The 11,841-nt window shown below is 23.8% G+C and carries 13 protein-coding genes; 4 read left to right on the forward strand and 9 right to left on the reverse strand.

Annotation, left to right across the window (positions count from 1 at the left end):
- Positions 1 to 4: 4 nt before the first annotated feature.
- The 7 genes from cfbA (ACA135_RS08230) to ACA135_RS08260 all read right to left on the reverse strand — a co-directional run bounded on the left by cfbA (ACA135_RS08230) (position 5) and on the right by ACA135_RS08260 (position 5,520).
- Positions 5 to 469, reverse strand: coding sequence for a sirohydrochlorin nickelochelatase (gene cfbA, locus ACA135_RS08230; protein ID WP_409198269.1), 465 nt, complete (start codon positions 467 to 469; stop codon positions 5 to 7).
- Positions 459 to 1,406, reverse strand: a complete 948-nt coding sequence (gene cfbA, locus ACA135_RS08235) for a sirohydrochlorin nickelochelatase (protein WP_409198270.1) — start codon at positions 1,404 to 1,406, stop codon at positions 459 to 461. Before cfbA (ACA135_RS08235) ends, cfbA (ACA135_RS08230) begins: the two co-directional genes overlap by 11 nt.
- Positions 1,378 to 1,776, reverse strand: coding sequence for a Zn-ribbon domain-containing OB-fold protein (locus ACA135_RS08240; RefSeq protein ID WP_409198271.1), 399 nt, complete (start codon positions 1,774 to 1,776; stop codon positions 1,378 to 1,380). Before ACA135_RS08240 ends, cfbA (ACA135_RS08235) begins: the two co-directional genes overlap by 29 nt.
- A 169-nt stretch (positions 1,777 to 1,945) precedes the next feature.
- On the reverse strand, positions 1,946 to 3,256 hold the full coding sequence (locus ACA135_RS08245) for a magnesium transporter (RefSeq protein WP_409198272.1): 1,311 nt from the start codon (positions 3,254 to 3,256) through the stop codon (positions 1,946 to 1,948).
- Between the two features lie 49 nt (positions 3,257 to 3,305).
- The gene (locus ACA135_RS08250; RefSeq protein ID WP_409198273.1) at positions 3,306 to 3,884 is read right to left on the reverse strand and encodes a potassium channel family protein; all 579 of its coding nucleotides are present in this window, start codon (positions 3,882 to 3,884) and stop codon (positions 3,306 to 3,308) included.
- A gap of 25 nt (positions 3,885 to 3,909) precedes the next feature.
- Positions 3,910 to 4,977, reverse strand: coding sequence for a precorrin-3B C(17)-methyltransferase (gene cobJ / locus ACA135_RS08255; protein ID WP_409198274.1), 1,068 nt, complete (start codon positions 4,975 to 4,977; stop codon positions 3,910 to 3,912).
- 24 nt (positions 4,978 to 5,001) lie between these two features.
- Entirely contained in the window at positions 5,002 to 5,520 is a 519-nt protein-coding gene (locus ACA135_RS08260) for a hypothetical protein (RefSeq protein WP_409198275.1), read from the reverse strand.
- Positions 5,521 to 5,756: 236 nt separating this feature from the next.
- Here ACA135_RS08260 and ACA135_RS08265 point away from each other — a divergent pair, with 236 nt between their 5' ends.
- The 3 genes from ACA135_RS08265 (at position 5,757) to ACA135_RS08275 (ending at position 8,378) form a co-directional block, all read left to right on the forward strand.
- Positions 5,757 to 7,418 carry a DNA-directed DNA polymerase II small subunit gene (locus tag ACA135_RS08265; protein WP_409198276.1) on the forward strand — a complete coding sequence of 554 codons (1,662 nt, stop codon included), beginning with the start codon at positions 5,757 to 5,759 and terminating at the stop codon, positions 7,416 to 7,418.
- Positions 7,419 to 7,442: 24 nt separating this feature from the next.
- On the forward strand, positions 7,443 to 8,021 hold the full coding sequence (locus tag ACA135_RS08270; RefSeq protein ID WP_409198277.1) for a class II aldolase/adducin family protein: 579 nt from the start codon (positions 7,443 to 7,445) through the stop codon (positions 8,019 to 8,021).
- Positions 8,022 to 8,117: 96 nt separating this feature from the next.
- On the forward strand, positions 8,118 to 8,378 hold the full coding sequence (locus ACA135_RS08275) for a UPF0147 family protein (protein WP_409198278.1): 261 nt from the start codon (positions 8,118 to 8,120) through the stop codon (positions 8,376 to 8,378).
- A gap of 35 nt (positions 8,379 to 8,413) precedes the next feature.
- On the opposite strand, the gene ACA135_RS08280 is transcribed toward ACA135_RS08275, so the two are convergent.
- Positions 8,414 to 9,418 carry a cobalt-precorrin 5A hydrolase gene (locus tag ACA135_RS08280; protein WP_409198279.1) on the reverse strand — a complete coding sequence of 335 codons (1,005 nt, stop codon included), beginning with the start codon at positions 9,416 to 9,418 and terminating at the stop codon, positions 8,414 to 8,416.
- A 24-nt stretch (positions 9,419 to 9,442) separates the two neighbouring features.
- The gene (locus tag ACA135_RS08285) at positions 9,443 to 10,540 is read right to left on the reverse strand and encodes a cobalamin biosynthesis protein (RefSeq protein WP_409198280.1); all 1,098 of its coding nucleotides are present in this window, start codon (positions 10,538 to 10,540) and stop codon (positions 9,443 to 9,445) included.
- Positions 10,541 to 10,603: 63 nt separating this feature from the next.
- Here ACA135_RS08285 and ACA135_RS08290 point away from each other — a divergent pair, with 63 nt between their 5' ends.
- Positions 10,604 to 11,128, forward strand: coding sequence for a DUF2299 domain-containing protein (locus ACA135_RS08290; RefSeq protein ID WP_409198281.1), 525 nt, complete (start codon positions 10,604 to 10,606; stop codon positions 11,126 to 11,128).
- Positions 11,129 to 11,841: the final 713 nt, after the last annotated feature.

An 11,841-nucleotide genomic window follows, 5' to 3' on the forward strand; every position in this document is an offset into this window, starting at 1 on the left:
AGATTTAATTATGTAATGCTTCATCTACTCTTTTTTGAATAATTTTTACAATTAAAGGATCTGCTCCTAAAGGGTCTGTGAAAATAATTTCACCATCAAAATCAACTTTTTCAATATCATGATGATGATTGTGTGCATGATGATGATGTTCGCCTATTTCAACTTTATTATTATCCAATTCTAAATTTTCATCTACTAAACCTAATATTTTAGGAATATCCCGTTTAGTATGTAATCCATGTGCAATAAAAACTGGAACAACAATTATTCGTTGAATATTAGTATTATCAGTTAAATTAGCTACTGCTTGAGGAATATTTGGTTTTCGCATTTCCATAAAACCAATTTCAACTTTATTATTAGTAGTTTTCCGATACATATCTGCTAATTCATTAATGACTTCTTCCCCATGATTTAATCTACTTCCATGAGATAATAATAAAATTCCAGTTTCAATATCAGAGCTCATTTTCAACCTTCTTTTTTAAGATATCTATTAGTACATCATCAGAACCTATTGGTTCAGGATATAAAACTTCACCATCAAAATTTATTTTATTTAAGTTATGATGATGATTGTGTGCGTGATTGTGTTCATGATCATGATGATTTTCTAGTAAACCTAAAATTGTTGGTATATCATGAGTAGTGTGCATTCCTGGAGCAATAAATATAGGAACAACCACTAATCTATCTATAAAATTATTTGACAATAATTTATTAATTGATGTTGGAATATCTGGTTCTACAAGTTCCATGAATCCAAAAGTATTTGGGTATTGTGTTGATTCATTGAATTGTTTATGAACTTCAGTAATAAATTCTTTATTATATTTTAATCTACTTCCATGACTAACTAATAATATTCCTGTTTTTGAATTTTTATCTAATTTTGAATTAGATAATGCATTATTTATTCTATCATTAATAATGATTTGAAGAGATTTATCAGGACCTATAGGTTGTAATAAAGTAATTTCACCATCAAAGTTTATAGTTTCTAAATCATGCAAATAATGACCTTCAGGATAATTACCATCGGGACATCTTGGATCTTTTTCTAACGGATTTAATCCTAAAATAGTAGGAATATCAATTTTAGTATGTATTCCAGGAGCTAAAAAAACTGGGACTGCAATAATATTAGTCAAAGTTGGGTTTCTTTCTATTAAATTATTAATAGCTTGAGGAAGTGATGGTTTAGCTACTTTCATATATCCAACTTCAGCATCGAATCCTGAAACTTCTTTATATTTATTACATATTTCTGTAAAAACTTGTTCAGAATAAGGCAAAGTGCTTCCATGACTTATTAACAAAATAGCAGTGTTATTTTTTGCTTTTTTATTTGTTTTTTCTAAAGTTTTAGAATCTAAATTATTTTGAAGGTTTGAACTTGAATCCATAAGAAATTACTCCGTCTTGGCCATCTTCACGTATTTTTCTAAATACCATTTCAACGGAATCGCCGATTTTTAATTTATCAACGTCACAATCTACTAATTGAGCTGTTAATTTTGCTCCTTCTTCTAATTCTATTATAGCTACAGCATAAGGAGATAATTTTTTAAAGTCATCTGTAGGTGTTCTAACTACAGAGAAACTATATATTTTTCCTTTTCCTGAAAATTTAAAACTTTCTATTTTTCCTTTTCTTCTGCAATCGGGACAGATTACTCTTGATGGAAAGAATACTCTACCACAATTCATACATTTTGATCCAACAAGATTATATCTTTGTTGAATATGACGCCATGTTCTAACAGTATCAGACATTTAATTCCTCCAATATTATAATTTTAAATTTTTAATTAATTATATTAATTTTATTATCTATTTTCTATTAAATTAATATAACTATTTTTATTAAATAATTTAAAAAAATTTAGTAATACTTTTTATATTTTTATTGTTACATTATAGATTTAATTTAATATTATATAAATTATATTGTAAATAAACCTAAAATCAACATTGCTGCAACAATTAACATTAAAGTAGAAATTGAATCGGTCATACTAGTAGATAATGGAATAACAATATTATCAGGATCTAAACCTTTTCTATAAGATATTGTGGATATATTGAAAACTACAAATATCATTATTAAAATCATCGCCATACCAGCTAAAAAACTAATAGTAGCAATATTTAAAAACCCAACTCCATTAATTCCAAGGATTAATGAAGAAGAATCAGCTAATATTCCAATTACAGGATAAATAATAATAGCTAAAATAAGAATAATTCCAAAATTTTTTAAAGCATTAGAACCTGGCTTACGTGAAGGTTCAATTAAACCTAAATGTAATCCTGAAGATAATCTTGCACCTAAAATACTAACTAAATTACCACTTTCTCCAGAAAATAAAGGAACTAAAGTTAATAAACTTGGATTAGATAATAAAGTTTCTGCTGAACTATTTAAAATACCACCAGAAATACTACCTAAAATAGAACAAATAAATAAAACTGGTGTTGATTGTTTAACAATTGTTCCAATTTTATCATTTGATTTAAATCCATAACAAATCCCAATAATAGCAATTATTACAGCCAATATAGCAATTATATTTCTTAAAACAGTTATATTATGAAAACTAGATAATAAAAGAACTGATAGTATTATAGATGGTAAAGTAAAAAGATCACCAAATGCGGCAATTAATGGAGTAGTAATATTATCAGGATCCCAACCATGTTGAAAACTTTTTAATGAAATTAGCATTGAAAGAGGAAGCATGATTACACTAGATATAAGGCCTGCAAAGAATGATATTAATATAAAATCAAAAATTGACATGCTAGGTAAATTAAAAATTACACATAATATCTTTGTAATAAATGCTAAACATATAGATAATGTCATTGTTAATATCATAGAGGATATTATATTTTGACTTAAAATTTTAGATTTTTCAATTTTAGGAGGTAACATACCAATGTTTAAATCAGTGCCTAATCTTGAACCAAATGATCCAAAAATATTACCTCTCATACCAATAGCTCCTGGAACTAAAGTTAATAAACCTGGCCAAGCCGCTAAGTAAGAAGTCATGTTTCCTAAAATTAAACCAGCGCATAAATCTCCAATAGCACATATTATTAATGCTAATAAACTTTGTTTAATTATAGAGTAAGAAAATTTAAAAAAATTATTATCTTTAATTACATTTTGATTTATAAAATGCGGAGTAGATTTTGTTAAATTGGTGATAGATTGACGTATCTTCATCAATAGACTTATTTTCTTCACCAATATCACCTACATACATTTTATCACTTTTTAATTTAAAAAATTAGTTTTATATTTCATCTAATGTTATTTCATTCTTAGCTAGTTTATTTAAAATATCATAACCTGCTTCTGTACCTTTAACTATAAGGACATCTCCTTCTAATATAATTGTATCCTTATTTGGACCATATATCCAAGTTAAATCTCTCCTAATAGATATAACTCGCATACCGGTGCGATTTGATAACAATATATTACCTAATGATTTATTTATTAAATCTGAACCAGATTCTATTTTCATCCTATAAATATTTGTTTCAGAATCTTCCATAACCATTTTAAATACTGGATGAGGTTCAAATCCTTTAATAGATAAATCAGCTAAATCTTTAGCAGCATTACCTATTGTTTCAGCAGCTTCAGCTACTTCTAATAAAACGGTTAATTTTTCCGCATCTTCAACAGAACGAGAAGCTAATAATGATTGTTTTTTAATTTCATAATTTAAACTATTAACCCTATCTTCAAGATTTAATACTTCTTCAGCAGCTTCTTTATTTTGAAAAAGAACAGAAGAATAAGCTAAATCAACCATAAGTTCCGACAGATTTTTCATTTCTATTAATATATCTTTAACACTAGACATTAAATATCCCCAACATATAATTATATTATAATTTCTTTGTTTTTAAAACACAATGACGACGAAGTTTTAATAATTCTTTCTTTTTACGATTTAAATCATCAACATCATTTACAATATCATTAAATTTTTTCTTAACACAATCAATTGCATCCTTCTCATGAATCCATGTACAGTCTTCACAACTCCAAATATTCTTACCTTTAATCCACTTACCACCAGTAGATCCATCACCACATGGATAAAAAGGACAATAACAAAAATCACAATTTTGACCATAATAATGACAAGGATAATATTCACATTCTAAATTTGGACCAACAGGTGTATTAGATTTAAAAAAATTATCATAAAAATTCCTAGATGAGGGATGAATATCATTTTTAATAGCATAACCTCTTGGAGTTACCATATACCCATCAGATAAATATGTTAATTTATTTCCAACAATTAAACAAGAAAACATGTTAATATCTTCTTCGTCTAGATTAATTAATTTAACAATTTTGGTCTTAGAGGGATAAGATGTACTATCAACAATCCCTACTAAAGTATTAGATCCACGAATATCTAGTAAAATTTTTTTAAATAATCTAAATGGTTCTTTACGAGATTTACTAATTGGATTATAAACTGCTATAATAAAATTTCCTTTTGCAGCATGCTCAATTTTATTTTGTATTTCAGATAATGGTGTTAAAAGATTACTTAAACTTATAGTAGCAAAATCATGTAAAGGAGCACCTAAAAGATCTGCAGAATAATTTAAAGCAGATACCCCTGGATAAACCCTAACATCTATATCCTCATATTTCCCAATTAATTGAAATATAAGATTAGCCATCCCATAAACTCCGGGATCACCTGAGCTTATTATAGCTACATTATTTCCTTCTAAGGTTTTTGAAATAGCTAGTTCTCCCCTAGCGACTTCATCTCCCATTCCTTTCTTTATAATTTCTTTTCCATCAATAAGGTCATTTATAGAATCTATATATTTTTTATAACCAATAATAACATTAGATTCTTTTAAAGCTTTAATAGCATTTAAAGTTATATCTCCTTTACTTGGACCAATACCTATAATATTTAACATGTTAATAAACCTCTATCATGAAAATTAAGAAGTTGTATTAGTCTCATTTTCATATAATTTTAAAATACTAGTAACTTTAATTGAATTTGTATCTACGACAACTCCTTTACTTGTTGCATTTGCTTGTGCAGTAGCAATTAATTTATAAGTCGGAGCTGTGCTTATTACTGTTTGGTTTGTAGAATTAGATGCAGCATAACCTACAGTGGTTATAGTAATATTTATTAAACCTGTATCATCAGTACTTTGTTGTGTGGTAGCTGTCATATTAGGAACACTAGCACCATCCACATTAGCAAGATTTGCTATCACCATAGCCGTGTCAACCTTATTAGTGATGTTTACTGAACTTGGATCTTTTATAACAATATTTGTAATACTATGAGGATTTATAAATCCTGTTATGGTATTAACTTGTAAATCTATTAAACCCTTAACATTTGGAGCTTCAGAAGTTACAATAGTATATGAACTAAATAATCCAATTTCAAAAAAACCTAAGAAAAGAATTATTATTAGTAAAATTCTAAGTGGTCTTGACATTTTATCACTACATTCTCTTTTAATTTAAAAATTAATATTTAAAATATTTTATAATAAAAATATAATAATAAATTATTTAGTATTATATCTAATATAATTTACTATTAATTTTATACGTAATTGAAATTTTTATTAATGAAAAAAAATAAAGAAATAATAAGATATTTTTCTATTAAAACATTAAAATAAAAAATAAAAAATTTATATTAATATAAAAAAGGATTAATTAGATTTATATGAATGATATAATACTAAAATTTGCAAAAAAGGGAATTAATTTATCACCAGATGCTTATAAAAAAATTATTAGTACTGAAGATCCTAATGATTTTTCTACATCATTAATTTTAAAATTAAAGACTAAAAATTATTCTAAAAATGATTTCATATCATTAAAAGGAGATATAGTTAATCATTATATAAAAGAATTAGGGATAAAAACAAAAAATGAAAATAAAAAAGAAATTAACAATTTAAATTCTTTAGATAATTTTAACAAAGAACAACCAAAAAACAACACCATAACAAAAGAACAACAAAAAAACAACACCATAACAAAAGAACAACCAAAAAATAAAGAAAATTTAATAAATGATGAAATAAGCAATAAAAATTTAATTAAAATTAATGATAAAGAAGTTAGCCCAGAATTTAAACGTAATTTAACAAAACCTAATGTTAATTATGATAATTTTGAAATCTTAAAAGATCTTACAAACCAATCTTATACTAGTGGAGAATTAAATAATTTAGTTACTTATTTTAACAATAGATACCAAAAATTGAGTAAAATTATTGAAAAACACCCTGAAATGAAAACACACCAAAAGATTAGTGAAATTGGAGAAGGACAGACAGATTTAAATTTAATTTTAATGGTAAATAACGTAAGAACAACTAAAAATGGCCATAATTTAGTAGATTTTGAGGATGATACTGGAAATTTAAATGTTTTATTTAGTAATAAAAATGAATCAGTTTTTAAACAATCTGAAAAACTTGTTCGAGATGAAGTAGTTGGTATTACAGCAGACAAACGTGGAGATTTAGCAATTGGTAATAATATTATCTTTCCAGGAGTCCCAAGAATGCCAAACACAAATTCAAAATGTGGAATTGTTTTCACTTCAGATATACACATAGGAAGTATTACATTTCTTGAAGATGCATTTGTAAAATTTATTAAATGGATTAATGGAGATTTTGGTAATGAAGAACAAAGAGAAATTGCCAATAATGTTAAATATATGACTGTTGATGGAGATATAGTTGATGGAATTGGTGTTTATCCAAATCAAGAAAAAGAATTAGCTATTAAAGATATTACAGAACAATATGATGAAGCTGCAAGATTATTAGGTGATATTAGAAGTGATATTAAAATAATTATAGGTCCTGGTAACCACGATGCTTCAAGATTAGCAGAACCTCAACCTGCTGTCCCTGAAAAATATGCTAAATCACTTTATAAATTAAATAATATAGAATTTATAAGTAACCCTGGTTATGTAAACCTAGATGGTACAAAAGTCTTAATGTATCATGGTAGAGGTATTGATGATTTTGCAATCGGTGTAAAAGACTATTCTCATGAAAGAAATGATTTGATTATGGAAGAATTCTTAAATATAAGACACTTAGCTCCTATTTATGGTGAAAGAACACCATTAGCTTCCGAATTAGAGGATCATTTAGTAATTGATGAAGTGCCTAATGTGTTACATACAGGACATGTTCATATAAATACTTATAAGAATTATAAAGGAATTCATTTAATTAATTCAGGTACTTTTCAGACACAAACTGAATTCCAAAAAATTTATAATATTGTACCTACACCTGCACAAGTACCTATTTTAGATAATGGAGAATATAAACAACTTAAATTTATTGATTAAATTAAAATCGGAAGGAAAAATACAATGCAAAAAGAAATTAATTCTATAATAAACATTTCAAATAAACTTTTTAATAGACATTTAGTTACTGGAAAAGCTGGTAATGTGAGTGTAAAATTTAAAAATAATGGAAAAATTATCATTGGTATAACACCTACATTAAAATCTCTTAATAATCTTAAATTCAATGATATTGTACTGGTTGATTTAGAAGGTAACATAATATCTAAAGGAAAACCATCTTCTGAGGTCTTTATGCATTTAAATATTTATAAATCTAATAAAAATGTTAATGCTATAGTTCATACTCATTCTCCTTTTGCAACTGGTTTTTCATTTTCTGATAAAAAAATTAAAAGATTAGAAGGTTTTGGAAAAATTGAAAAACCTTATTTAGCCGAAGTAAATTATGAAATTCCGGGGACTATGGATTTAGCTAATAAAGTAGGAGAAGCAATTAAAAATGAAGATGTTTTAATTCTTAAAAATCATGGTGTAATTAGTGTTGGAGAAAATTTAGAAGAAGCTTTTTCATTAGCAGATTTTGTAGAAGAAATAGCTAAAACTCAATTTATTACACATACATTAAATTTAATAAAGTAAAAAAGTAATTATATTTTTAGTAAACATTATATAGTTTATAAAATAATAATATAATATTATAACTATTTTTATAAATTTTTTATGGGAGGAAATTATATGAGTGATAATCAGGAAACTTTTGATGAAGTTTCAGAAATATTAAAACACATTATGGATAATCCAACAGTTCCACGTAACATTAGAAGAGCTGCAGATGAATCAAATAATAAATTAGCTGATGAAAGTGAAGATCCTACTGTTAAAGCTAGTACTGTTATTATGATTTTAGATGAAATAAGTAACGATCCTAATATACCTGTTCATGCTAGAACATTAATTTGGGAAATATTAAGTAAGTTAGAAACTGTTAAATCATAAAATAAATTATTAATTTTTTTTAAAAATATTTTTTATTATTTTTCATTACTGATAGCTACGGCTATAGTAACACCATTAAATGCTGTTTTTTTATAAATAAGTTTAGAATTTAATCCAGCTTTCATTAAAGCACAGGGTTCGCATACACCATAAGCTCCGATTGTTTTTTCTACAAATTTAGATTTAGTGCAATCTTCAGACTTAAAATTTTTTATATCTTCAGTTTTTATTATAAATAAAGGTAATTTTAATTTTTCTGATGCTAAAATTATCCCTTCTTCATTTTGTTTAACATCAACAGTAGCTAAAGAATCTATTCTATTAATATCAATATTCAATTGGGTGCAGACAGTTTTTATAGCTATTAAAACGTTTTTCATGCTTATATTTTTTTTAGAGCCAATTCCAAAAACCATTTTTTCAGGAATTATTTTTAATATCTTACTTTTATATTTAGCTATTATAGTAGAGTTATTAGAATTATTTTTAATGAGATTTATTTCTTTTTTTGTATGTAAAAATTCTTTTAGGTATTTTTCTTGTTTAATATTAACTAATAAGTCTATTGATTGGTTATTTAATATTGCTTTATTAAAAATTACTATGTCATGTACATTTTCAATTTTCCAAAAATATTTATTAGCTAATGAGTCTATAGATAATTTATTGTTAATATCTGTAGCAGTTGTAATAATTGGTTTTGCATTAATTATTTCTGAAATTATATTTGTTAATTCATTAGCCCCACCTAGATGTCCACTTAATAAGCTTATTACAGATTGTCCTTTTTCATCTATGGATAATATTGCAGGATCTTTATCTTTAGATGTTATTTGATTTGCTATAGATCTTATTAAAATTCCAGTTGCCATTATTCCAATTATAGCATCATATTTAAAAAAAATATTATTTATAGTATTTTTTACATTTTTAAAATATATATCAATTTTTATAAATCTAGGATTTTTTATTAAATAATCTTTAATAATATTAGATAATTCTTTCCCATTTTCAGTTATTGATATTATTGCAATTTTCATGTTTTTTAACTTTCCTTATTTTTTTTAAAAAATAAAATTTAATATTAAAAATATTATACTTAAAATTATAGTTGATAAACAGATACTCATTTTTGTTAATTTAACTGAATCATCAATTTTATCAATGCTTAATTTATGATTATTATCTCCAAGAATATAAGTTTCTTTTTTTTCTAATTGAATATCTAAAGCTCCAGCAACCGCTGCCATTGTATAACCTGAATTAGGACTTGGAGTTTTTTTTGAATCTCTTTTAAAAATTTTAAAACTATTTTTACCATTTAATTTTAGAATATATGCAGATAAAACAACCATTATTCCCGCAAAACGTGACGGAATATAATTTAAGATATCATCTAAGTGTGCTGGAAACCACCCTATATTAGCTAAAATTGTTGTTTTATATCCAACCATTGCGTCTAATGTATTAATGACTCTATGAATATTTGCACCTAAAATAGCTAAAAAAATTATATAATAATAATTTAATCCAAAAAATATTCCAATCAAACTAAGTAGGAAATAGTAGAATATAGATGAAACATATGAATCTGTAATATTTTCAGTCATTGATTCAATTGAAGCAGATATTATATATTGTTCATTTAGATTAGATGTATCCCTACTTACAAACATTGAAATTGACTTTCTAGCTGTTTTGATATTATCTTTTAAATCTTTCTTAATTTTTAATGATGAATTTATTAACATTTTTATTGAGAAAAATTGGGATAAAAATATTGATGTTAAAATTCCAAATATTACATAATTTATTATAATCCAAAAATTCAATGCAAATAAATTATTTATAAATTTATTACAAAATATTGTTAAGAAAGTAGCTAAAAAAGTTGATAAAAATATATTAATACTATATATTATTATCAAAATTAATGATATTGATATTAATGAAAAAAATGTTAATAAAACTCCAGAAGATCTATTTTTTATATTAATAAAATTATTTTTAAAATATTCTATTATTTTCCCAATTAAAACAACAAAATGATATTTAGATGGTACTTCTTCAATGATTAAATCAATTAATATGCTTAAAATTAATAAAAAAATTAAGTATATATTATAATTGTTAAATATGAAGTTTATAATTTCATTAAACATTATTTTTATATTATTTATAAATTATATATTAATTTATTTATTAATATAATAGGAAGTTAAATTATGATAGATAAAAATATAGTTCAAAAATGGTTAGTTGATGAAGGAATGTTTAAAAATGAAATTTCTGATGATAAATCTAATTTTCATTTTATAATTAATTATCCTGAAAATCATATTATGGATTTGATTCAACCATTAGGTAAAGAAGATATGTTACTAATTGGTTGTGCAACTGAAATTGATCCTAGTCAAATTGAAGCAATGGGTAATGCTTCAAGTGAAAGAAAAAGAAATTTTATTTGGGATATTAAATTAACTTTAAATCAATTTTTATTGGATTTTGAATTAGAACATCCTAATGATGTTTTACAACGATTTGTTATTACAGATGAAATATATGAAGATAATTTAAATAAAAATAATTTAATTTTATGTATTAAAAAAGTTTTTAAAGGTAAATTACAATGTATTTGGAAATTAAATAAAGTATTTGGTGAATATAGCTCTAAATCTAATATAAATAATAATAATAAAAATAATAATTATAATAATAATATTAATAATAATAATAATAATTATATATAATTATATATTAATTTTTTTTGTTTTTAAGAGAGAGACATACTCTTCAAGTGAAAGAAAAAATTGTGTTTATTAAAGATGAAGAGATACATTTCATCTGAAAAATTCATGAAATTTACCTCTCTGTTTTGTTAGTAATATTTCACAAAATTACTAATTTTATTACTTCTTTTGTAAAATTATGAATTATTAAACGTTTTTTAAAATTTATTTTACACTTGAAATATATGTCTTTATATTTCGCTTTTTCAAATTTTTATTTTTCACTTGAAATACACCTCTCTCACTTTAATATTAATTTTTTAAAAAAATTAATTTAATATAAATCCTTATTTTTGATTTTAAATCCCTTATTGAAAATTTTTTATTTTTTAGCTATTTGCCTGTTATATCTATTTATACATAATATTACACTTGAAATTTAACTATATAAAAATTATTTTCATTTATTTTTTTTAACATTCATTTAAATAAAAATTATTTTAATTTAATATAACCTCATTTAAAGATTGATTTTAGCTAAAACATTAATTTAATTTGCTTATTATTAATATTCATTTTTAAATATTATAATTTTATTAAATTTTGATTATTTACACTTGTACTTTAACATAAAATTTAAATATAATCATAACAAAAATTAATTTATAAGTTTTACACTTGAAATTATTCTTATTAAATAATTTTTAATTAATTAATTTTTTTATGGCGATTTA

It is taken from the genome of Methanobrevibacter acididurans (genome assembly GCF_046197875.1).
GTDB classification, from domain to species: domain Archaea; phylum Methanobacteriota; class Methanobacteria; order Methanobacteriales; family Methanobacteriaceae; genus Methanobrevibacter_A; species Methanobrevibacter_A acididurans.

Coding starts and splice junctions, on each gene's coding strand:
- cfbA (WP_409198269.1), bottom strand. CDS start 469: ATGAGCTCTGATATTGAAACTGGAATTTTATTATTATCTCATGGAAGT.
- ACA135_RS08270 (WP_409198277.1), top strand. CDS start 7,443: ATGCAAAAAGAAATTAATTCTATAATAAACATTTCAAATAAACTTTTT.
- cobJ (WP_409198274.1), bottom strand. CDS start 4,977: ATGTTAAATATTATAGGTATTGGTCCAAGTAAAGGAGATATAACTTTA.
- ACA135_RS08285 (WP_409198280.1), bottom strand. CDS start 10,540: ATGTTTAATGAAATTATAAACTTCATATTTAACAATTATAATATATAC.
- ACA135_RS08280 (WP_409198279.1), bottom strand. CDS start 9,418: ATGAAAATTGCAATAATATCAATAACTGAAAATGGGAAAGAATTATCT.
- ACA135_RS08275 (WP_409198278.1), top strand. CDS start 8,118: ATGAGTGATAATCAGGAAACTTTTGATGAAGTTTCAGAAATATTAAAA.
- ACA135_RS08260 (WP_409198275.1), bottom strand. CDS start 5,520: ATGTCAAGACCACTTAGAATTTTACTAATAATAATTCTTTTCTTAGGT.
- cfbA (WP_409198270.1), bottom strand. CDS start 1,406: ATGGATTCAAGTTCAAACCTTCAAAATAATTTAGATTCTAAAACTTTA.
- ACA135_RS08265 (WP_409198276.1), top strand. CDS start 5,757: ATGAATGATATAATACTAAAATTTGCAAAAAAGGGAATTAATTTATCA.
- ACA135_RS08290 (WP_409198281.1), top strand. CDS start 10,604: ATGATAGATAAAAATATAGTTCAAAAATGGTTAGTTGATGAAGGAATG.
- ACA135_RS08240 (WP_409198271.1), bottom strand. CDS start 1,776: ATGTCTGATACTGTTAGAACATGGCGTCATATTCAACAAAGATATAAT.
- ACA135_RS08250 (WP_409198273.1), bottom strand. CDS start 3,884: ATGTCTAGTGTTAAAGATATATTAATAGAAATGAAAAATCTGTCGGAA.